Annotated in this window: 20 protein-coding genes and 1 tRNA gene; 1 reads left to right on the forward strand and 20 read right to left on the reverse strand. The window is 62.5% G+C overall.

The annotated features are described in order from the left end of the window. Position 1: 1 nt before the first annotated feature. The 13 genes from nuoF to BLR29_RS20210 form a co-directional block, all read right to left on the reverse strand. Positions 2–1297: an NADH-quinone oxidoreductase subunit NuoF gene (gene nuoF, locus BLR29_RS20150; protein WP_092138831.1), complete on the reverse strand. Its 1296-nt coding sequence runs from the start codon at positions 1295–1297 to the stop codon at positions 2–4. Between the two features lies 1 nt (position 1298). Further along, complete coding sequence (gene nuoE, locus BLR29_RS20155; RefSeq protein ID WP_092139162.1) at positions 1299–1799, reverse strand: NADH-quinone oxidoreductase subunit NuoE; 501 nt, start codon at positions 1797–1799, stop codon at positions 1299–1301. Positions 1800–2029: 230 nt separating this feature from the next. Further along, the gene (locus BLR29_RS20160; RefSeq protein ID WP_092138833.1) at positions 2030–3283 is read right to left on the reverse strand and encodes an NADH-quinone oxidoreductase subunit D; all 1254 of its coding nucleotides are present in this window, start codon (positions 3281–3283) and stop codon (positions 2030–2032) included. A 9-nt stretch (positions 3284–3292) separates the two neighbouring features. After that, positions 3293–3892 (reverse strand): NADH-quinone oxidoreductase subunit C, encoded by a 600-nt coding sequence (locus BLR29_RS20165; protein WP_092138835.1) that lies wholly within the window; start codon positions 3890–3892, stop codon positions 3293–3295. A 1-nt stretch (position 3893) separates the two neighbouring features. After that, positions 3894–4376, reverse strand: coding sequence for a NuoB/complex I 20 kDa subunit family protein (locus tag BLR29_RS20170; RefSeq protein ID WP_008643342.1), 483 nt, complete (start codon positions 4374–4376; stop codon positions 3894–3896). Between the two features lie 6 nt (positions 4377–4382). Further along, positions 4383–4742, reverse strand: a complete 360-nt coding sequence (locus BLR29_RS20175; protein WP_092138837.1) for an NADH-quinone oxidoreductase subunit A — start codon at positions 4740–4742, stop codon at positions 4383–4385. A 174-nt stretch (positions 4743–4916) separates the two neighbouring features. Beyond that, positions 4917–5001: transfer RNA gene (locus BLR29_RS20180), tRNA-Leu, on the reverse strand. Positions 5002–5189: 188 nt separating this feature from the next. Beyond that, a complete protein-coding gene (gene secG / locus BLR29_RS20185) occupies positions 5190–5558 on the reverse strand; it encodes a preprotein translocase subunit SecG (protein WP_092138839.1) in 369 nt (122 codons plus the stop codon). A gap of 50 nt (positions 5559–5608) precedes the next feature. Continuing rightward, a complete protein-coding gene (tpiA, locus tag BLR29_RS20190; RefSeq protein ID WP_092138841.1) occupies positions 5609–6346 on the reverse strand; it encodes a triose-phosphate isomerase in 738 nt (245 codons plus the stop codon). A 167-nt stretch (positions 6347–6513) separates the two neighbouring features. Beyond that, positions 6514–7518, reverse strand: coding sequence for an NAD(P)H-quinone oxidoreductase (locus BLR29_RS20195; RefSeq protein WP_092138843.1), 1005 nt, complete (start codon positions 7516–7518; stop codon positions 6514–6516). Positions 7519–7677: 159 nt separating this feature from the next. Beyond that, complete coding sequence (gene pnp, locus BLR29_RS20200; protein ID WP_092138846.1) at positions 7678–9849, reverse strand: polyribonucleotide nucleotidyltransferase; 2172 nt, start codon at positions 9847–9849, stop codon at positions 7678–7680. A 447-nt stretch (positions 9850–10296) separates the two neighbouring features. Beyond that, entirely contained in the window at positions 10297–10566 is a 270-nt protein-coding gene (rpsO, locus tag BLR29_RS20205; protein WP_092138848.1) for a 30S ribosomal protein S15, read from the reverse strand. Between the two features lie 179 nt (positions 10567–10745). Continuing rightward, complete coding sequence (locus BLR29_RS20210) at positions 10746–12038, reverse strand: branched-chain amino acid ABC transporter substrate-binding protein (protein WP_369804665.1); 1293 nt, start codon at positions 12036–12038, stop codon at positions 10746–10748. A gap of 221 nt (positions 12039–12259) precedes the next feature. Between BLR29_RS20210 and BLR29_RS20215 the strand changes: the two genes are divergently transcribed. Then, positions 12260–12784: a hypothetical protein gene (locus BLR29_RS20215; RefSeq protein ID WP_092138850.1), complete on the forward strand. Its 525-nt coding sequence runs from the start codon at positions 12260–12262 to the stop codon at positions 12782–12784. A gap of 109 nt (positions 12785–12893) precedes the next feature. Here the strand turns inward: BLR29_RS20215 and BLR29_RS20220 are convergent, their stop codons facing one another. From BLR29_RS20220 to BLR29_RS20250, 7 genes are all read right to left on the reverse strand, one after another. Beyond that, positions 12894–14435, reverse strand: a complete 1542-nt coding sequence (locus BLR29_RS20220) for a 2-isopropylmalate synthase (RefSeq protein ID WP_092138852.1) — start codon at positions 14433–14435, stop codon at positions 12894–12896. A gap of 368 nt (positions 14436–14803) precedes the next feature. After that, complete coding sequence (lysM, locus tag BLR29_RS20225; RefSeq protein WP_092138854.1) at positions 14804–15304, reverse strand: peptidoglycan-binding protein LysM; 501 nt, start codon at positions 15302–15304, stop codon at positions 14804–14806. 79 nt (positions 15305–15383) lie between these two features. Next, positions 15384–16292, reverse strand: a complete 909-nt coding sequence (gene pssA / locus BLR29_RS20230; RefSeq protein WP_092138856.1) for a CDP-diacylglycerol--serine O-phosphatidyltransferase — start codon at positions 16290–16292, stop codon at positions 15384–15386. Positions 16293–16317: 25 nt separating this feature from the next. Further along, on the reverse strand, positions 16318–16971 hold the full coding sequence (locus BLR29_RS20235) for a phosphatidylserine decarboxylase (RefSeq protein WP_092138858.1): 654 nt from the start codon (positions 16969–16971) through the stop codon (positions 16318–16320). Between the two features lie 266 nt (positions 16972–17237). Further along, entirely contained in the window at positions 17238–18254 is a 1017-nt protein-coding gene (gene ilvC / locus BLR29_RS20240; protein WP_092138860.1) for a ketol-acid reductoisomerase, read from the reverse strand. Between the two features lie 131 nt (positions 18255–18385). Next, positions 18386–18877 (reverse strand): acetolactate synthase small subunit, encoded by a 492-nt coding sequence (gene ilvN, locus BLR29_RS20245; RefSeq protein ID WP_008643328.1) that lies wholly within the window; start codon positions 18875–18877, stop codon positions 18386–18388. Then, complete coding sequence (locus BLR29_RS20250) at positions 18878–20641, reverse strand: acetolactate synthase 3 catalytic subunit (protein ID WP_092138862.1); 1764 nt, start codon at positions 20639–20641, stop codon at positions 18878–18880. Positions 20642–20820: the final 179 nt, after the last annotated feature.

Consider the following 20820-nt stretch of genomic DNA (forward strand, 5'->3'; position numbering starts at 1 on the left):
TTCAGGAATGGGCCGGGACCATGCACTGCTTGTGTTCGACGTGATACTCGAACTCTTTCCAGTAGTGCTTGAGCATGCCGCGTACCGGCATCGCCGCGGCATCGCCGAGCGCGCAAATCGTGCGACCCATGATGTTTTCCGCGACGTTATTGAGCAGGTCCAGGTCTTCCTGGCGGCCTTCTCCGTGTTCAATGCGATTGACCATGCGATAGAGCCAGCCGGTGCCTTCCCGGCACGGCGTGCACTGGCCGCACGATTCTTCAAAGTAGAAATACGACAGGCGCAGCAGCGAGCGGACCATGCAACGCGTCTCGTCCATGACGATCACGGCGCCCGAGCCCAGCATCGAACCGGCCTTGGCGATCGAGTCGTAGTCCATGTCGGACGCCATCATCATGTCGCCCGGCACCACCGGCGCGGACGAACCGCCCGGGATCACGGCCTTGATACGCTTGCCGCCGCGCATGCCGCCAGCCAGTTCCAGCAGCGTCGAGAACGGCGTGCCCAGCGGAATCTCGTAGTTGCCCGGACGCTCGATGTCACCCGAGATCGAGAAGATCTTGGTGCCACCGTTGTTCGGCTTGCCCATCTTGAGATAGTTGTCCGGGCCCACTTCCAGCAGGAAGGGCACCGCGGCAAACGTCTCGGTGTTGTTGATCGTGGTCGGCTTGCCGTACAGGCCGAAGCTGGCCGGGAACGGCGGCTTGAAGCGCGGCTGGCCTTTCTTGCCTTCCAGCGATTCCAGCAGCGCGGTTTCCTCGCCGCAGATGTAGGCGCCATAGCCGTGATGCGCGTGCAGCTGGAAGTTGAAGCCCGAACCGAGGATGTTGTCACCCAGGAAGCCGGCCGCGCGCGCTTCTTCGAGGGCTTCCTCGAAGATCTTGTATTCGTTCCAGATTTCGCCGTGGATGTAGTTGTAGCCCACGGTGATACCCATCGCATACGCGCCGATGGCCATGCCTTCGATCAGCGAATGCGGGTTGTAGCGGATGATGTCGCGATCCTTGAATGTGCCGGGCTCGCCTTCGTCCGTGTTGCAGACCAGGTACTTCTGGCCCGGGAACGTACGCGGCATGAAGCTCCACTTCAGGCCGGTCGGGAAACCCGCGCCGCCGCGGCCGCGCAGACCGGACGCCTTGACGTCGGCGATCACCTGCTCGGGCGGAATCTTTTCCGTCAGGATGCGGCGCAGCTGCTTGTAGCCGCCGCGCTTGACGTAGTCTTCCAGGTGCCAGTTCTTGCCGTCCAGGCCAGCCAGGATCAGCGGCTTGATGTGACGGTCGTGCAGAGAGGTCATGTTACTTGTCCCCCTTGGCGGCGGCTTCGGCCTTGAGCTCGTCGACCAGGGCGTCGAGTTTGGCGTCGCTCATGAAGCTGCACATGCGGGTGTTGTTGACGATCATCACCGGTGCGTCGCCGCATGCGCCCATGCACTCGCCCTCTTTCAGGGTGAAGCAACCGTCCGCGGTGGTTTCGTTGTAGTCGATACCGAGCTTGCGTTTCAGGTATTCGCCAGCCCGCTCGCCGCCGGACAGCGCGCACGGCAGGTTGGTACAGACGGTGAGCTTGTACTTGCCCACCGGCTTGGTGTCATACATGTTGTAGAACGTGGCCACCTCTTCCACCCACACGGGCGGCATTTCCAGGTAGCTGGCGACGAACTGCATGACTTCGGGGGAAACCCAACCCACCTCGCCCTGTGCCACGGCGAGTGCCGCCATCACGGCCGACTGTTTCTGGTCGGTCGGATACTTCGCGATCGCGCGATCGATTTCCTTGAGAGCTTCTGCTGATAGCATGGTCATTGCAGTAATACGGCGGACGCCGCGCGCCTTGCGCGCACCCCCGCTGGTTTTGCAGCCGTCGCTGCCTTGTTCCGCCGGCAAGTTGCACAGCAACCCTTGCCGGTTCGTCGCAGGCATCGCCTGCCGCCCCCGTCACCAGCGGGGCCGGCCGAACAGGCCCGGATCGTCGTCCGGGCGACGGCCATCAGGAGACACCATCCAATGGCCTGGTGTCTCTCTCTGGTTTAACGGTCGATCTCGCCGAAAACGATGTCCTGCGTACCAATGATCGTGACCGCGTCCGCAATCATGTGACCCTTGGCCATTTCGTCGAGCGCGGCCAGGTGGACGAAGCCCGGAGCACGGATCTTCAGGCGGTACGGCTTGTTCGCGCCATCGGAGATCGCATAGATGCCGAACTCGCCCTTCGGATGTTCCACCGCCGCGTAAGCCTCACCGGCCGGCACGTGGATGCCTTCGGTGAACAGCTTGAAGTGGTGGATCAGTTCTTCCATGTTGGACTTCATGTCCACCCGCGACGGCGGCGCCACCTTGTGGTTCTCGGTGATCACCGGGCCCGGGTTGCGACGCAGCCAGTCCACACACTGCTTGATGATGCGGTTCGACTGGCGCATTTCTTCCACGCGCACCAGGTAACGCGAGTAGCAGTCGCCGGCCGTACCGACGGGGATGTCGAAGTCGACCTTGTCGTAGACCTCGTACGGCTGCTTCTTGCGCAGATCCCATTCGATGCCCGAGCCGCGCAGCATTGGGCCGGTAAAGCCCATCTGCAGCGCACGTTCCGGGCTGACCACGCCGATATCGACCAGACGTTGCTTCCAGATACGGTTATCGGTCAGCAGCGTCTCATATTCATCGACATACGTCGGGAACCGGTTCGTGAAGTCCTCGATGAAGTCCAGCAGCGAGCCCGAACGCGCTTCGTTCATGACCTTGATGGCACGCTCGTTGTGGATCTTGGACGCACGGTATTGCGGCATTGTGTCCGGCAGGTCGCGGTACACGCCGCCCGGACGATAGTAAGCCGCGTGCATGCGCGCACCGGACACCGCCTCGTACATGTCGAACATGTCCTCGCGCTCACGGAACGCATAGAGGAACACCGCCATCGCGCCCACGTCCAGCGCGTGCGAACCGATCCACATCAGGTGGTTCAGCAGACGGGTGATTTCGTCGAACATCACGCGGATGTACTGCGCGCGGACCGGCACCTCGAGGCCCAGCAGGCGCTCGATCGCCATCACGTAAGCGTGCTCGTTCACCATCATCGACACATAGTCGAGACGGTCCATGTAGGGGACGTTCTGAATCCAGGTCTTCTGCTCGGCCAGCTTTTCCGTGGCGCGGTGCAGCAGGCCGATATGCGGGTCGGCGCGCTGAATGACTTCGCCGTCCAGCTCAAGCACCAGGCGCAGCACGCCGTGTGCTGCCGGGTGTTGGGGACCGAAGTTGAGGGTGTAGTTCTTGATATCTGCCATGACGCGATCTCAGTGCTGCGTGCCGCCGTAGTTATCCTCGCGAATTACGCGGGGCGTAATCTCGCGCGGCTCGATCGTCACCGGCTGGTAGATGACCCGCTTCTGTTCCGGGTCGTAGCGCATCTCGACGAAACCGGAAACCGGGAAGTCCTTGCGGAACGGATGGCCGACGAAACCGTAGTCGGTCAGGAGGCGGCGAAGATCGGGGTGCCCTTCGAACACGATGCCGTAGAAATCGAAAGCTTCACGCTCGAACCAGTTGACCGCGTTCCAGACGTCGATCACGGACGGCAGCACCGGAAAATCGTCATCCGGCGCGAACACACGTACGCGCAGGCGCCAGTTATGCTTCAGCGACAGCAGGTGCGACACCGCCGCGAAGCGCAGGCCGTCCCAGCTACCTTCCGCATAATCGGAATAGTCCACGCCGCAGAGGTCGATCAGCTGTTCGAAATGCAGCGACGGATCGTCGCGCAGCAGGCGGGCGGTTTCGAGATAGTCATCGGCCTTGACGATCAACGTCAGTTCGCCGGTGGCCTCGATCAGATTCTGCACGCGCTTGCCGAGAACCTTCTCGAGCGCGGCCTTGAGGGTGTCGAGGGTCGCCATGTCAGCCCTTGCGCGCGATGGTGTTGGTACGCTTGATCTTGTTCTGGAGCTGGATCACGCCGTAGATCAGCGCTTCCGCCGTCGGCGGGCAGCCCGGAACATAGATGTCGACCGGCACGATACGGTCGCAACCGCGCACCACCGAGTACGAGTAGTGATAGTAGCCGCCGCCATTGGCGCACGAGCCCATCGAGATCACCCAGCGCGGCTCGGCCATCTGGTCGTAGACCTTGCGCAGCGCGGGCGCCATCTTGTTGCACAGCGTGCCGGCCACGATCATCACGTCCGACTGACGCGGCGACGGGCGGAAAATCACGCCGAAGCGGTCCATGTCGTAGCGCGCGGCGCCAGCATGCATCATTTCCACGGCACAGCAGGCCAGGCCAAACGTCATCGGCCAGAGCGAGCCCGTGCGGGTCCAGTTGATCAGCTTGTCAGCGGTAGTCGTGACAAAGCCTTCGTTGAGAACGCCTTCGATTGCCATTTCACATCACTCCCAATCGAGCGCGCCCTTTTTCCAGATGTAGACGAAGCCCACGATGAATTCCAGCAGAAACACGCCCATGGCGATGAATCCCGGCCATCCCATGTCCTTGAGGGCAACGCCCCAGGGAAACAGGAAAGCAGTTTCGAGATCGAACAGGATAAAGAGGATGGCGATGAGGTAATAGCGCACGTCGAACTTCATGCGCGCGTCCTCGAACGCTTCGAAGCCGCACTCGTAGGGCGACAGCTTCGCAGTATCAGGATTGTTGGGACCGAGTATCCGACCAATGGACATCAGCGCTACACCGAGCACGATGCCAAAGAGGATAAAGATGAGGACGGGGAAGTAGGCTTCGAGTGTCAAGGTACGGCCAGCCTTATCTGGAATGTTGTCAACAGCACCAGCTGAAGCGGCGTCCTGTTGCCCACCCCAAGCGCCATTCCGTCGAAGCTACGGCGCCGCCTTGCGGACTGCCGGAGTCGCGTTCGGGAACATTGGCCAGGGGCATGTGCCACAACGGACTCCGATCAAGTTGTTTGGTGCCGACGGCGAGACTCGAACTCGCACAGCTTTCGCCACTACCCCCTCAAGATAGCGTGTCTACCAATTTCACCACGTCGGCTGGGGGAGAAACAATATTGCCTTGCGCCAGGTTTTTACACCTTCCGCGACCTGCTCAAAGGAGTCTGTCCTTCGCTCAGGCCCCGTCGCTGGGGAATCGTTTCAAGCCTTGCATTCTAACCCATGATCCCGGATTTGTTCAATGCACAACTGCAAATAAACTCAGGAATCAGCGGTATCGCAGGCGGATTATTTCGGAACGGCAGGGGCAGCGGGAGCCGAAGCTGCGGCCGCCGCGGCAGGCGCGGAAGCACCGGCCGGAGCCGGCGCCGGAGCCGACTGTTGCGCGGCGCCCATCACGCCCAGCGATGCGCTCGGCTTGTAGTTGCCCAGCAGCGTCAGACCGAGCGTGCAGACAAAGAACAACGACGCCAGCACAGCCGTGGTACGCGACAGAAAGTTGGCCGAACCGGATGCGCCGAACAGGCTGCCGGAAGCGCCCGAGCCAAACGCGGCGCCTACATCGGCGCCCTTGCCATGCTGCAGCAGGACAAGGCCGATCACGCCAAGTGCGGACAGGACCTGCACGATTACCAACAAAGTCTTGAAGATTGCCATTTGGTTAAATTCGTTTCGAACTTGCCTGATCAGACGATCGGAACCGGCATTCAGGCGTTGCCGATCGCGAGGAAATCATCCGCCTTCAACGAAGCGCCTCCAATCAGGCCCCCGTCGATATCGGACATGGAAAACAGTTCGGTGGCGTTGTCGGGCTTGACGCTGCCGCCGTACAGGATGGCCATGCGCTGCGCCACACCGGCATCCTTTGCCGCCACCTGACCGCGCAGGAATGCGTGCACCGCCTGCGCCTGCGCACTGGTCGCGGTCTTGCCGGTACCGATGGCCCAGACAGGTTCATAGGCCAGAACAATCCGACCAAGCTGCTCGATAGACAGCGCATCCAGAACAGCCTGCAACTGACGGCCCACAACCGCTTCGGTCTGCCCCGCCTCGCGTTCGGCCAGCGTCTCGCCGACGCAGACCACCGGCACGATACCGAATTCGAGCGCGCGCAGCGCTTTGGCGGCAACCGTCGCATCCGACTCGCCATGATAGGTGCGGCGCTCCGAGTGACCGACCAGCGCATACGCGCAGCCGAACTCGCCGAGCATCGATGCCGCCACCTCGCCGGTAAAGGCGCCACGGGCCTCGGCCGAAACATCCTGGGCACCCCAGGCCACTTGCGCACCGGACAACAGCGTCTGGCACTGGGCAAGATAGGGGAATGGGACACAAACCGCCAGCTTCGCGCGGGACGACACCGCCTTGATACCCTCCAGCAGTGCCGCGTTGGCGACCAGGCTGCCGTGCATCTTCCAGTTGCCGATGACCAGCTTTTGTCTCACAAGGGCCCCCTTTCGATCAAACCCGCTATTGTAGCGCGGGGCCCGGGGGTCCGCCACAACGGGCGGACATTTGCATACAGCCAGTGGCCCACCACCCACACCCGGCGACCGCCAGCAACCACCGGCAACCACCGGCGATGGCAGCGGCCACGTCTGTCTGTTGCCGGTTACCAGGTCAGTACGATCTTGCCGATATGCTCGCTCGACTCCATCAGGCGATGAGCGTCCGCAGCCTGAGCGGCCGGAAACACCTGATGAATCACAGGCTTGATCTTGCCGGCGGCCAGCAGCGGCCAGACGTTCTTGTACAGCGCCTGCGCAATGGCACCCTTGAACGATGCCGGACGCGGCCGCAGCGTGGAGCCAGTGATCGTGATGCGACGGCGCAGGACGTCGCCGAGCGGGATCTCCGCCTTGGCGCCACCCAGCAACGCGATGATGACGATGCGGCCGTCATCGGCAATGCACGACAGCTCACGCGCCAGATAGGAACCCGCCACCATGTCGAGGATCACGTCCACGCCACGCCCTTCGGTCAGCGCCTTGACCTCGGCCGCGAAATCCTGGGTCTTGTAGTTGATGGCGCGATCGGCGCCGAGCGACTCGCAGGCCTTGCATTTTTCATCGCTGCCCGCGGTCACAAAGACCTTGAAGCCCATCGCCTTGGCGATCTGGATCGCGGTCGTACCGATGCCGCTCGAGCCCCCCTGGATCAGAAGCGTCTCATCGGCGCCGCGAGGGCCCTTGCCGAGCTGACCACGGTCGAACACATTGCTCCACACCGTAAAGAAAGTTTCAGGCAATGCCGCAGCCTCGATATCGGTCAGTCCGGCCGGCACTGGCAGGCACTGCGCCACAGGCGCGGTGCACAGTTCCGCGTAGCCGCCGCCTTGCACGAGCGCACAGACACGGTCGCCCACCTTGAGGCCGAAACGGTTGTCCGCATGCAACAAGTCACCGCCGACCACCACGCCAGCCACTTCCAGACCCGGCAGATCGGACGCGCCCGGCGGCACGGGATAGTTGCCGGTGCGCTGGAACACATCAGGACGATTCACGCCGGCAGCCGCCACGCGAATCAGGATCTCGCCCGCCTTCGCCTCGGGGTCCGGGCGCTGCGTTTCCCGCAGGACTTCCGGCGCGCCGTATTCGCGGATCTCGATGGCTTTCATGATGACTCCTCATTAATGTCGTGCATTGCCCGGCGTGCGACACGCGCCGCACGCGATGGAATGTCCGGCAGTGTAAACAAAAAAGCGGCTGGACATCGCCAGCCGCTTTTTGTACTGCGGTACTACCAGATGCACGCCTCGCGGCGTGCAACGTTCAGCTTATTGCTGGTCCGTCGAGGTCGGTGCCGCCGGGGCTGCCGGGGCGTCGGCGTGGACGATCGGGCTGATGCTGCCACCCTCTTCGGCCAGCGCTGCCTTCAGCGACAGACGCAGACGACCCTTCTCATCGGCCTGGATCAGCTTCACGCGCACGTGCTGGCCTTCCTTCAGCCAGTCCTTGATGTCTTTGACGCGTTCATTGACGATCTCGGAAATATGCAGCAGGCCATCCTTGCCCGGCAGGATGTTCACGATGGCGCCGAAGTCCAGCAGCTTCAGCACGGTACCGTTGTAGATCTTGCCCACTTCGGCTTCCGCGGTGATGCCCTCGATGCGGCGCTTGGCTTCGGCCATGCCATCCGTGGAGGTCGACGCGATCGTGATCGTGCCGTCTTCCTGGATGTCGATGGTCGTGCCGGTTTCCTTGGTCAGCGCCTGGATGGTCGAACCGCCCTTGCCGATGACTTCGCGGATCTTGTCCGGATGAATCTTCATCGTGATCATGCGCGGTGCGTGTGCCGACAGTTCGGTACGCGCGTGGCCCATCGCTTCCTGCATCTTGCCCAGGATGTGGATACGGCCTTCGCGGGCTTGCGCCAGCGCAACCTGCATGATTTCCTTGGTGATGCCCTGGACCTTGATGTCCATTTGCAGCGCGGTGATACCGGAGTCGGTACCCGCCACCTTGAAGTCCATGTCACCCAGGTGATCTTCGTCACCCAGGATGTCGGTCAGCACGGCAAACTTGTTGCCTTCCAGGATCAGGCCCATGGCCACGCCGGCCACGTGCGCCTTCACCGGAACGCCGGCGTCCATCAGTGCCAGGCAGCCGCCGCAGACGGAAGCCATCGACGACGAGCCGTTCGATTCGGTGATTTCCGACACCAGACGGATCGTGTACGCAAACTCGTCATCCTTCGGCAGCACCGGGATCAGCGCGCGCTTGGCCAGACGGCCGTGACCGATTTCACGACGCTTCGGGCTGCCCACGCGGCCCGTTTCGCCGGTCGCGAACGGAGGCATGTTGTAGTGAAGCATGAAGCGGTCGCGGTATTCGCCGGCCAGTGCGTCGATGATCTGCTCGTCGCTCTTGGTGCCGAGCGTGGCCACCACCAGCGCCTGGGTCTCACCACGCGTGAACAGCGCCGAGCCGTGGGCGCGCGGCAGCACCGACGAACGGATCTCGATCGGGCGCACCGTGCGCGTGTCGCGGCCATCGATACGCGGCTCGCCCGCCAGGACCTGGCCACGCACGATCTTCGCTTCCAGGTCGAACATGATGTTGCCGACTTCCACCTTGTCGGCTTCGACACCAGCCGCTGCCAAAGCAGCCATCACGTTGGCGGACACGTCCTTCAGCTTCTGGCTGCGAGCCGACTTCTGGCGCAGCTGATAGGCTTCCTGCAGCAGGGGCAGCGCAACTTCGGTGACCTTGGCGATCAGCGATTCGTTCTTGGCGGCCGGAGCCCAGTCCCACTCCGGCTTGCCGCCGTCGCGCACCAGGTCGTGGATCGCGTTGATGGCGATCTGCATCTGCTCATGGCCGTAGACGACAGCGCCCAGCATCACGTCTTCCGACAGCTGGTTGGCTTCCGATTCCACCATCAGCACGGCACGCTCGGTGCCGGCGACCACGAGGTCCAGGTCCGAGGTGGCGATCTGCGAGCGGGTCGGGTTCAGCAGGTACTGACCATCCTTGTAGCCAACTCGCGCGGCGCCCACCGGGCCGCTGAACGGAATACCCGACACGGCCAGCGCGGCGGATGCGCCGATCAGCGCGGGAATGTCGGCAGGAACTTCCGGATTGATCGACAGCACGTGCACCACCACCTGGACTTCGTTGTAGAAGCCTTCCGGGAAGAGCGGACGCAGCGGACGGTCGATCAGGCGCGAGGTCAGCGTCTCGTTTTCCGACGGACGGCCTTCACGCTTGAAGAAGCCACCGGGGATCTTGCCGGCAGCGTAGGTTTTTTCGATGTAGTCGACGGTCAGCGGGAAGAAATCCTGGCCCGGCTTCGGGTTCTTGGCAGCCACCACGGTGGCCAGCACCACGGTGTCTTCCACGTCGACGATCACAGCACCACCCGCCTGGCGGGCGACTTCGCCGGTTTCCATGCGGACCGTGTGCTGGCCCCATTGGAATTCCTTGACGATCTTATTGAACATGGTCATGAGCGTTCCTTGATTCATGCATGCAGGCCGCATACACATGCGGCCTTGCCACGCCTGCGCTCGCAGCGGCAGGCGAACTGCCGGATTTGTCCCGGTCCGCAGTCTCAGGGAAGTGCTATGCCATTCCATCGCGCCACCGTCAGAGTAACGATGCAGCACGCGATGGAATGACACAAAACCCCGGTTCCTTGGCCGGCTCCGGTGTCACAGAGCGATAAAGAGCGAGGTAAATTACTCCGTTACACGTCGTGGCGCAACGGGCGTCAGGGCGGAGTCGCCCGGACAGCATAGTGAAGCAAACATCACAACCAACAATGATCCGGCGCGGGAAACATCGGACCAGAAAAGCAAAATGCCTGCCTCAGCAATGCTGACGCAGGCATCGTGGCCTCACGGGAAATCGCGCAGAAACAGCTTGTGCAGGATTCGTGCTGCCATCCGCAGACCTTACTTGCGCAGGCCCAGCTTTTCGATCAGGGCGCGGTAACGGTCAGCGTCGCTGGCCTTGAGGTAGTCCAGCAGGCGACGACGACGGCTCACCATGCGCAGCAGACCGCGGCGGCTGTGGTGATCCTTCATGTTGGCCTTGAAGTGCGGGGTCAGTTCGTTGATGCGGGTGGTCAGCAGAGCGACCTGGACTTCGGGGCTACCCGTGTCATTGGTGCCGCGGGCGAACTGCTTGATAACTTCCGACTTGTTGATATCGGCAACTGCCATGATGATTTCCTTTCACTTGCGAACGCTGCAGCACGGGATGCGCCACCTGCGTCGTGCCTGTATGGATAAGGCATCCGCCGCCCCGGCCCGAGTGGTCCATGGACGACAGCCGCGCATTATAGCCGAAATCGCCCCCGCGGCGAACCCTGCCCGGCCGCGACGGACGGATTTCCACCGGATCAGCTCTGCGGGCGCTCCATCCGGCACGTGGTGGGCAGCGTGGTCTGCGCAGCCTTGAGTTTCCTGACCGTGCGGAAGCCGTAGCCGGAGCCTTCGTTGTCGAAACGGACGTCCCCGCCCTGCTTCGCCATCACCGACACATAGAGCGGCTGCAGGACCTGATGGTCCTCCGCGCGCACGGTGGCCTCGTGGAAGGCATTGGTGTAGCGCATGTTCTCCAGCGCCTGCGCCACCTTGACGGCGTCGGCGGATCCGGCCTGCTCGATCGCACGCACCAGCATCTCCACCATCATCTGCATGCGCAGGTGGACGTAGTCATCCCGCGGCTCGGGGTACCGGGCACGGAACGACTGGTAGAACGCATCCGAGGCAGCGCCTCCCACATTCGGATGCCATTCGGCCACGGCCAGCACACGGCCCACGCCGGCATCGCCCATGGCTGCAGGCGCGCCCAGGCCATTGCCATAGAACGTATAGAAGCGCGCATTGAGCCCGCCTTCGCGTGCGGCCTTGACCATCAGCGTCAGGTCATTGCCCCAGTTGCCGGTAATTACCGCATCGGCACCGCTTGCCTTGATCTTGGCAATGTACGGCGCGAAATCCTTGATCTTGCCGACTGGATGAAACTCATCGCCCACGATCTGGATATCCGGCCGCTTGGCAGCCAGCATTTCACGCGCGGTTTTCGATACCTGATGGCCAAAGCTGTAGTCTTGGTCGATCAGGTAGATCTTGCGCACGGCATGTTCGCCACGGATGGCCTCTGTCAGGGCCTGCATGCGCATGTCCGAGCTGGCATCGAAGCGGAAATGCCAGAAGCTGCAGTTCTCGTTGGTCAGCGCCGGATCAACGGCCGAGTAATTCAGGAACAGTACGCGCGCATCGGGCTGGCGCACATTGTTACGGTTGATGGCCGCCACAAGCGCACCGGCGACCGCGGAGCTGTTGCCCTGCAACACAAACGGAATACGCTTGTCGATCAGGCTGCGGAACTGGATCAGACTTTCGTCGACGTTGCCCTTGCTGTCGAAAGTCACCAGTTCCAGCGGACGCTGGCCATCGAGGGTCTTCACGCCGCCGCGCGCATTGACGCGATCAATCGCGATGCGCAGGTTGCGCACCACTGCCTCGCCCGCATTGGCGAAGGGGCCAGACAGACCCTCGATCATGCCCAGCCGGATCGGTCCACCGGCGGGGCCCTGTGCCTGGGCGACGGCGGCCATGCCGAGCAGGCCCGCAGCCAGCCATGCCGTCAGCCCGGCGCGCAGCTCGCGCCTTCCAAATCCAGACATCGATCCCTCCCATTCCACTGCCTGCGGCGAAGGGGTGGATGGTAAGGCAGATGGACTGGCGCCGGCAATCGATGCGACGCCGTCACCGTTAGCGGCAGATCAACGCAGCTAGCGCAGTGTTGTCGGAAGAAATCCCGGAAAGCTGCGCACAACTCACACCCCGCTGCGCTGGCCGCTACACTTCGGCTATTCCTACCCAAACCGCTCCATCAGACATCGCCATGACATCCCTACTGCCACGTGTCGGCCGCTGGCTGACTGCCAGCCTGGCCATCGCCACCCTCGCCGCATGTACCGCGCTGGCGCCGGTCAATACCGGCCTAAAGCTCGTCGGCCAGCCGCAAAGCGTTGTGGAAGCGACATTCGGCAGACCAACCGACGTCTACCGGCTCGACGACGGCACCACGCGCTGGTTCTACTCCAAGCAACCGATGGGCGAGCAATCCTATGCGGCCGACTTTGACCGGAATGGCAACCTGACAAATTTCCGTCAGATGTTGACCACGCTTGAGCTCTACAAGGCCAAGGTCAACGTCTGGACGAAGAAGGACGTGCTCGAACATTTTGGCGCGCCGCGCGAACCGAACGAGTACTACCCGTTGATGAGGCGCGAGGTCTGGACCTACCGCTTCCTGCATGAGGATCAGTGGTACTCGATGTTCAACTTCTACTTTGACGACGGTGGCGTGTTGCGCCAGACGCAGATCACCCCCGATCCACTGCGCGACCGTCCCGATCCGCGCTAACCGCACGCCCCAAATGCATTCCGCCCGCCGCCACGGGATACGTGGCTGGCGGGCGGTTTCTGGCGGCCGGGCCTTGTGAGCCCGCCGCCGGCATCGCGCAAATCAGGGATCAGATCTGCGGATTGATCTTCTGCACGGCCTTGTCGTGCAGCTTGTTCAGTGCAGCCAGATAAGCCTTGGCCGAAGCGGCCACGATATCCGGATCGGTACCCACACCGTTCACGATGCGTCCAGCCTTCGACAGACGCACCGTCACCTCGCCCTGCGCCTGCGTACCGGCGGTGATGGCATTCACCGAGTACAGCACCAGTTCGGCGCCGCTGCTGACCTTGCCTTCGATGGCATGCAGCGTGGCATCCACCGGGCCATTGCCCTCGCCTTCGCCGGTCAGCTCCTGGCCGTCCACATTGAACACCACGCGGGCATGCGGACGCTCGCCGGTTTCCGAGTGCTGCGACAAAGAGATGAACCGGTAGTGCTCGTTCGCGGCGTCGTGCGCCTCATCGGAGACGATGGCCATGATGTCTTCGTCGAAGATCTCGGCCTTCTGGTCAGCCAGCTCCTTGAAGCGGCCGAACGCGGCGTTGACTTCGCTCTCGCTCTCCAGTTCGATCCCCAGCTCCTGCAGGCGCTGCTTGAAGGCATTGCGGCCCGAGAGCTTGCCCAGCACGATCTTGTTGGCCGACCAGCCCACGTCCTCCGCGCGCATGATCTCGTAGGTATCGCGGGCCTTGAGCACGCCATCCTGGTGAATGCCGGACGCATGGGCAAACGCATTGGCGCCGACCACGGCCTTGTTCGGCTGCACCACGAAACCGGTGATCTGCGACACCAGCTTCGACGCCGGCACGATCTGTGTCGTGTCGATGCCCACATCCATGTCGAAGTAGTCACGGCGCGTCTTCACGGCCATCACAACTTCTTCCAGGCTGGTGTTGCCCGCGCGCTCACCCAGACCGTTGATCGTGCATTCGATCTGGCGTGCGCCGCCCAGCTTCACGGCGGCCAGCGAATTGGCCACGGCCATGCCCAGATCGTTATGGCAGTGGACGGACCAGATGGCCTTGTCCGAGTTGGGAATGCGCTCGCGCACCGTGCGGATCAGATCGGCATAGCCTTCCGGCACGGCATAGCCAACCGTATCCGGCAAGTTGATCGTGGTGGCGCCCTCGGCGATCACGCCTTCCAGCACACGGCACAGGAAATCCATGTCGGAACGGCTGCCGTCTTCCGGCGAGAACTCGATGTCATCCGTGAACTGGCGGGCAAAGCGCACGGCCAGGCGGGCCTGTTCGTACACCTGGTCCGGCGTCATGCGCAGCTTCTTTTCCATGTGCAGCGCCGATGTGGCGATGAACGTGTGGATGCGGAACGAGTTGGCCGGCTTGAGCGCCTCGGCGGCACGTGCGATGTCCTTGTCGTTGGCGCGGGCCAGCGAGCAGATGGTCGAATCCTTCACCACCTGGGCGATCGAGCGGATGGCCTCGAAATCGCCATTGGAGCTGGCGGCAAAGCCGGCCTCGATCACATCGACCTTCAGGCGTTCCAGCTGGCGCGCGATGCGGATCTTTTCCTCGCGGGTCATGGACGCGCCGGGCGATTGTTCGCCGTCACGCAAGGTGGTGTCGAAAATGATGAGTTTGTCAGACATTTGTGGAGCTCCTGGCTGTGCCTTGTAATGTGCAGTGCTGTCCCGTCCGTCCTGCCGCCGGGGCTTGCCGTTTGATCCTGGGGATCTTCCGGCGAGGCGAATGCAAAACGCCCCGGCGTGCATGGATGCAGGCCGGGGCGTTGGAAAATTCCTCTTGATTCCGCGCTAAGGCGATATCGTCCTCAGCGCACGCGCGTCCCGACCTGATGGCCTAGTAGGCCACCTAGGGTGGTGCGGGCGATTAGGGACTGGCGCGAAATCATGTTGGCGACTATATCCGGTTTGGCGCGTGCGTGCAACACAGGCGCAGGCAAGTCACGCGTCGGCGCTGCCAGCCCCTGTGTTGCCTTAAATGCCTCGCCTCGATCTTACTTTGGCGGAATCCGCAGCTTCTGCCCCGGATAGATCTTGTCCGGGTGCGTCAGCATCGGCCTGTTCGCCTCGAAGATCTTGTTGTACTCGGCGCCGTTGCCATAGGCGGCCTGAGAAATCGCCCAAAGTGTGTCGCCCTTCACCACGGTGTGCCATTGCGATTCGATCGATTCCACGTTGACGGACATCTTGTCCTCGACCGCTTCCACGCCCTCGACATTGCCACAGCAGAGGATGATCTTTTCTTTCGTCGCCTGGTCCGGTGCCACGCCGAAGACCGTGACCTTGCCTTGCGATCCATCCACCTGAACCATCAGTCCCGTCGCATCCAGACCCATCTGCTTCACGTAGGCCTCGATCGCATCGCCCGCGGCGCGATTGGCGGCATCCACCTTCTCGGCCGATGCGTCGGCGGCAGCGGCCTCCTGCGCGGCCTTGGCCTCGCCCTTGCCGAACAGTTTTTCCCCCGCTTCCTTGATGAAGTCGAACATGCCCATGACATCCTCCTGACGGTAAGTGGAACGTACTGCTAGAAAAAACAAAGGGCGCCACGGAGCGCCCTTCTGCCATGCAAGATCAGTTGCCGTTGCCGTTGCCGCCGGCGCCCGACCCGTTCGCGCGAGCCTTGCGCACCCCGCCCGGCTCGCCGTGCAGCGCACGCCAGGCCCACAGCAGGTAGCCCGAGATGGCATACGCGACGAACAGGCCAAACAGTGCAACCGGCGGATCAGTGGAAACCACCACGAACAACACCAGCACCAGCACCATCATGCCGAACGGCACGCGGTACCGGACGTCCAGTGCCTTGCCGCTGTAGAACGGCGCATTGGATACCATCGACAACCCCGCATACAGGGTGATCGCAAACGCGGCCCACGGCATCCACAACTCCTTGACCGGCAGCTTGTTGTCGATGGCCAGCCAGACGAAACCCGCCACCAGCGCGGCCGCGGCCGGGCTCGGCAGCCCCTGGAAGAAGCGCTTGTCCACTACGCCGATGTTCGCGTTGAAGCGCGCCAGGCGCAGCGCGGCACAGGTGCAGTAGACAAAGGCGGCGATCCAGCCCCACTTGCCCAGGTCGTGCAGGATCCATTCGTACATCACCAGCGCGGGCGCCACGCCGAACGAGGTCATGTCCGAGAGCGAATCGTATTGTTCGCCAAATGCGCTTTGCGTATTGGTGATGCGTGCCACGCGGCCATCCATGCCGTCGAGCACCATCGCCGCGAAGATGGCAATGGCGGCGGCATCGAAGCGCATGTTCATCGCCTGGACGATCGCGAAGAAACCGGCGAAGAGCGCTGCCGTGGTGAACGCGTTGGGCAGCAGGTAGATCCCGCGCCGGCGCGGACGCACGTACTCGATGTCGTGCTCGTCCGCTTCGTCGAAGCCAGACTCGTTGCGCAACTGGTTGTGGCGGAACGGACGCAGATGCGTCACGTTGCCGTTGCTGACACGCTTGTTGCGTCGATTGAAGGCACCCATGCCAGAGTCTCCTGTCGCAGGTGACTTACGATTGAACGTCAAGTTCGGCGAGCACGGTCGACGATGCCGACACCTTCTCGCCGATCGTCACGCGCGGGCGGGCGTCCACAGGCAGGTACACGTCCACACGCGAGCCGAAGCGGATGAAGCCGTAGCGCTGGCCGCGCGACAGCGTGTCACCCACCTTGGTGTAGCACAGGATGCGGCGAGCCACCAGACCGGCCACCTGCACCAGCGTCACCAGCTGTCCGTCCTGGGCGCGGCGGATCACCACCGCATTGCGTTCGTTTTCGAGCGATGCCTTGTCCAGGTCGGCGTTGACAAACTTGCCCGGGAAGTATTCAAGCTTCTCCACCTTGCCGTCTACCGAAGCGCGGTTCGAATGCACGTTGAACACGTTCATGAACACGCTGATCTTCAGTGCCTCGCGGCCGGCGTGCGGGTCCTGCGTCTTCTCGACCACAACGATCCGGCCATCGGCGGGCGCCAGCACGGCGTTGGGCGCGGACGGAATCGGCCGGGGCGGGTCACGGAAGAACTGGAGCACGAAGATCGTGATGATCCACAGCGGCAGCGCCCACCAGAAGCCCGCGCTGACATGCACCAGCAGCGAGATTACAAATGCGCCGGCCAGAAACGGCCAGCCTTCACGGGCGATCAGCGGATGAGGATAGTTCATGCAAGACTTGGAATGTGGTTCAGGTAATAACAATACGCCATGACGAGCCGACGCCGCGGGTGGCCGCGTCGCCCTCAACTCTCATCGTATCGCCGCGAAAAATAAGAAGGATTCAGGCCTGCGCCCGAAAAAGCCCGACAAGGATAACAAAAAGCCGTCCAGCCTCCGCCAAAATGCCCCCTGCAACACAGGAGACCGGCGAAATGCTGGACGGCTGCAGGCGTCCGGCCCCGAAAGGCCAGGCGCCCTGCCCGCTGGCAATCAGCTTAGTTCTTCGACTGGTCGACCAGCTTGTTCTTCGCAATCCACGGCATCATCGCGCGCAGCTTGGTACCCACTTCTTCGATCTGGTGCTCGGCGGTCAGGCGACGGCGCGAGATCAGGGTCGGAGCACCGGCCTTGTTTTCCAGCAGGAAGCTCTTGGCGTACTCGCCGGTCTGGATGTCCGTCAGGCACTGCTTCATCGCCTTCTTGGTCTCTTCGGTCACGACGCGCGGGCCGGTGACGTATTCGCCATATTCCGCGTTGTTCGAGATCGAGTAGTTCATGTTGGCGATGCCGCCTTCGTAGATCAGGTCCACGATCAGCTTCAGCTCGTGCAGGCACTCGAAGTACGCCATTTCCGGCGCGTAGCCGGCTTCCACCAGCGTTTCGAAGCCAGCCTTGATCAGTTCCACGGTGCCGCCGCACAGCACGGCCTGTTCACCGAACAGGTCGGTTTCGGTTTCTTCGCGGAAGTTGGTCTCGATGATGCCGGCGCGGCCGCCGCCGTTGGCGGTGGCGTACGACAGGGCGATGTCACGGGCGGCGCCGGACTTGTTCTGGTGCACGGCGATCAGGTGGGGCACGCCGCCGCCTTGCGAGTACGTCGAACGCACCGTGTGGCCTGGGGCCTTCGGGGCGATCATGATCACGTCCAGGTCAGCGCGCGGAATCACGGCGCCGTAGTGCACGTTGAAGCCGTGGGCGAAGGCCAGGGCAGCGCCTTCCTTGATGTTGTCGTGCACTTCATTCTTGTACACGTCGGCGATCTGCTCGTCCGGCAGCAGGATCATGACCACGTCGGCGTTCTTGACGGCCTCGGCCACTTCCTTCACCTGCAGGCCGGCGTTGACGGCCTTGTTCCACGACGCGCCGCTCTTGCGCAGACCGACCGTCACGTTCACACCCGAATCCTTCAGGTTCAGCGCGTGAGCGTGGCCTTGCGAGCCGTAGCCGATGATGGTGACGTTCTTGCCTTTGATGAGGGAGAGGTCGGCGTCCTTGTCGTAAAACACTTTCATGATATTTCCTTCAATTTCTTAAGTCTGCGTATAAGGGGTGGCAGCGTGGCGCGGTGCGTTGTATCGGATTCTCGCGTCGCGCCGCCGGGGATACTGCGGTCGGCTTTTGGCCGTGCTGCCGGGGGCGCCGGTCAGACCTTCAGGATGCGTTCGCCGCGGCCGATACCGGAGCCGCCCGTACGGACGGTTTCCAGGATCGCGGTGCGGTCGATGGCATCAAGGAACGCATCCAGCTTGCCACCGTTGCCGGTCAGCTCGATGGTGTACGTCTTCTCGGTCACATCGATGATGCGGCCACGGAAGATGTCGGCGGTGCGCTTCATTTCCTCGCGCTCCTTGCCAACCGCGCGCACCTTCACGAGCATCAGCTCGCGCTCGATGTGCGCACCTTCGGTCAGGTCGACCACCTTGACCACCTCCACCAGGCGGTTCAGATGCTTGGTGATCTGCTCGATCACGTCGTCCGAACCGGTGGTGACGATGGTCATCCGCGACAGCGACGCATCCTCGGTGGGAGCCACCGTGAGCGTCTCGATGTTGTATCCGCGTGCCGAGAAAAGGCCCACCACGCGGGACAGCGCGCCAGGTTCGTTTTCCAGCAGGACCGAAATGATGTGTCGCATTTACAGGTCCTCCGCGCCGAGCAGCATTTCGGAGATCCCCTTGCCGGCCTGGACCATCGGCCACACGTTCTCGGTGGGGTCGGTCTGGAAGTCCAGGAACACAGTACGATCCTTGAGTCGGAAAGCCTCACGCAACGCCGGTTCCACGTCGGAGGTCTTCTCCACGCGCATGCCCACGTGCCCGAAGGCCTCGGCCAGTTTGACGAAGTCAGGCAGCGCGGTCATGTAGGAATGCGAGTAGCGGTTGTCGTACTCGATTTCCTGCCACTGGCGCACCATGCCCAGATAGCCGTTGTTCAGCGAGCAGATCTTGATCGGGGTGTCGTACTGCAGGCAGGTCGACAGTTCCTGGATGCACATCTGGATCGAGCCCTCACCGGTGATGGTGACGACTTCCTTGTCCGGGAACGCCTTCTTGATGCCCATTGCGTACGGCAGGCCCACGCCCATCGTGCCCAGGCCGCCGGAGTTGATCCAGCGGCGCGGCTCGTCGAACTTGTAGAACTGCGCGGCCCACATCTGGTGCTGACCGACGTCGGAGCAAATATAGGCGTCGCCCTTGGTCAGTTCCCAGATCTTTTCCACCACGTATTGCGGCTTGATGATCTCGGAGCTGCGGTCGTACTTCAGGCAATCCACCGAACGCCATTGCTCGATCTGGTCCCACCACTTGGCCAGCGCCTCGCGCTTCGGCTTGACGTCGCTGGCCTGAAGCTGGGCGATCAGCTCCTGCAGCACGTCCTTGACGTTGCCGACGATCGGAATGTCCACCTTCACGCGCTTCGAGATCGACGACGGGTCGATATCGATATGGATGATCTTGCGCGCCTGGGCGGTGAAATGCGCCGGGTTGCCGATAACGCGGTCGTCAAACCGCGCACCGATGGCGATCAGCACGTCGCAGTTCTGCATGGCCATGTTGGCCTCATACGTGCCGTGCATGCCGAGCATGCCGACGAACTGCTTGCTGGTACCCGGGAACGCGCCCAGGCCCATCAGCGTGTTGGTCACCGGGTGGCCCGTGATCGCAGCCAGCTGACGCAGTTCGTCGCTGGCATTGGCCAGCACCACGCCGCCGCCGGAGTAGATGAACGGCCGTTCCGCGCCCTGCAGCAGGGCCACGGCCTTGCGGATCTGGCCCGAGTGTCCCTTGTTCACCGGGTTGTACGAGCGCATGTCGATCGACTTCGGATACTCGTACTTGCAGGAATTGCGGGAAACGTCCTTCGGAATGTCCACGACCACGGGGCCCGGACGGCCGGTGGCAGCAATGAAGAAGGCCTTCTTGATGGTCGCCGCCAGGTCGCGCACGTCCTTCACGAGGAAGTTGTGCTTGACGATCGGACGGGTGATGCCCACCGTATCGCACTCCTGGAAGGCGTCCTGGCCAATGGCGTGGGTCGGCACGTTGCCGGTGATCACCACCATCGGGATCGAGTCCAGGTAGGCCGTGGCGATACCGGTCACGGCATTGGTCACGCCAGGCCCCGAGGTCACCAGGGCGACGCCCACCTTGCCGGTCGCACGTGCATAGCCGTCTGCGGCATGGACCGCGGCCTGCTCGTGGCGCACCAGGATGTGCTCGAACTTCTTTTGCTTGTGGAGCTCGTCGTAGATATACAGCACCGCGCCGCCGGGGTAGCCCCAGACGAATTCGACGCCTTCTTCGGCGAGTGCGTGAACGAGAATTTCCGCACCGATCATTTCGGGTGCGGCAGATGAATTGCTGTCTGCGTGGGAGAATTCCGCGCTGGGCATGTTCATTTCAGTCCTTTGCAATTTTCGGCAAAAAATTGTTTGGATGCTCTCTGCCGGGCTTGTGGCTCGGGTTCAAGCGGTGCGCGTCTGCATGAGGAGACCGCCTCATAAGCGGTCTGATGAGACAACCACTGATGTCGTGTGAACCGTCGATGATACTGCAATGCACCAGCGCGGTCTACGGT

The sequence above is a fragment of the Cupriavidus sp. YR651 genome (assembly GCF_900101625.1).
Classification (GTDB): Bacteria; Pseudomonadota; Gammaproteobacteria; order Burkholderiales; family Burkholderiaceae; genus Cupriavidus.

Bases quoted from the DNA above. Each gene is read 5' to 3' on its own strand.
- ilvC (WP_092138860.1), bottom strand. From the start codon at position 18,254: ATGAAAGTGTTTTACGACAAGGACGCCGACCTCTCCCTCATCAAAGGC.
- BLR29_RS20235 (WP_092138858.1), bottom strand. From the start codon at position 16,971: ATGAACTATCCTCATCCGCTGATCGCCCGTGAAGGCTGGCCGTTTCTG.
- lysM (WP_092138854.1), bottom strand. From the start codon at position 15,304: ATGGGCATGTTCGACTTCATCAAGGAAGCGGGGGAAAAACTGTTCGGC.
- nuoE (WP_092139162.1), bottom strand. From the start codon at position 1,799: ATGCTATCAGCAGAAGCTCTCAAGGAAATCGATCGCGCGATCGCGAAG.
- nuoF (WP_092138831.1), bottom strand. From the start codon at position 1,297: ATGACCTCTCTGCACGACCGTCACATCAAGCCGCTGATCCTGGCTGGC.
- BLR29_RS20170 (WP_008643342.1), bottom strand. From the start codon at position 4,376: ATGGCAATCGAAGGCGTTCTCAACGAAGGCTTTGTCACGACTACCGCT.
- rpsO (WP_092138848.1), bottom strand. From the start codon at position 10,566: ATGGCAGTTGCCGATATCAACAAGTCGGAAGTTATCAAGCAGTTCGCC.
- BLR29_RS20220 (WP_092138852.1), bottom strand. From the start codon at position 14,435: ATGTCTGACAAACTCATCATTTTCGACACCACCTTGCGTGACGGCGAA.
- ilvN (WP_008643328.1), bottom strand. From the start codon at position 18,877: ATGCGACACATCATTTCGGTCCTGCTGGAAAACGAACCTGGCGCGCTG.
- BLR29_RS20165 (WP_092138835.1), bottom strand. From the start codon at position 3,892: ATGGCGACCCTCGACACCCTCAAGGCCGCGCTCGAGAAGGTTCTCGGC.
- BLR29_RS20160 (WP_092138833.1), bottom strand. From the start codon at position 3,283: ATGGCAGATATCAAGAACTACACCCTCAACTTCGGTCCCCAACACCCG.
- BLR29_RS20195 (WP_092138843.1), bottom strand. From the start codon at position 7,518: ATGAAAGCCATCGAGATCCGCGAATACGGCGCGCCGGAAGTCCTGCGG.
- BLR29_RS20210 (WP_369804665.1), bottom strand. From the start codon at position 12,038: ATGTCTGGATTTGGAAGGCGCGAGCTGCGCGCCGGGCTGACGGCATGG.
- secG (WP_092138839.1), bottom strand. From the start codon at position 5,558: ATGGCAATCTTCAAGACTTTGTTGGTAATCGTGCAGGTCCTGTCCGCA.
- BLR29_RS20250 (WP_092138862.1), bottom strand. From the start codon at position 20,641: ATGAACATGCCCAGCGCGGAATTCTCCCACGCAGACAGCAATTCATCT.
- pssA (WP_092138856.1), bottom strand. From the start codon at position 16,292: ATGGGTGCCTTCAATCGACGCAACAAGCGTGTCAGCAACGGCAACGTG.
- pnp (WP_092138846.1), bottom strand. From the start codon at position 9,849: ATGACCATGTTCAATAAGATCGTCAAGGAATTCCAATGGGGCCAGCAC.
- BLR29_RS20215 (WP_092138850.1), top strand. From the start codon at position 12,260: ATGACATCCCTACTGCCACGTGTCGGCCGCTGGCTGACTGCCAGCCTG.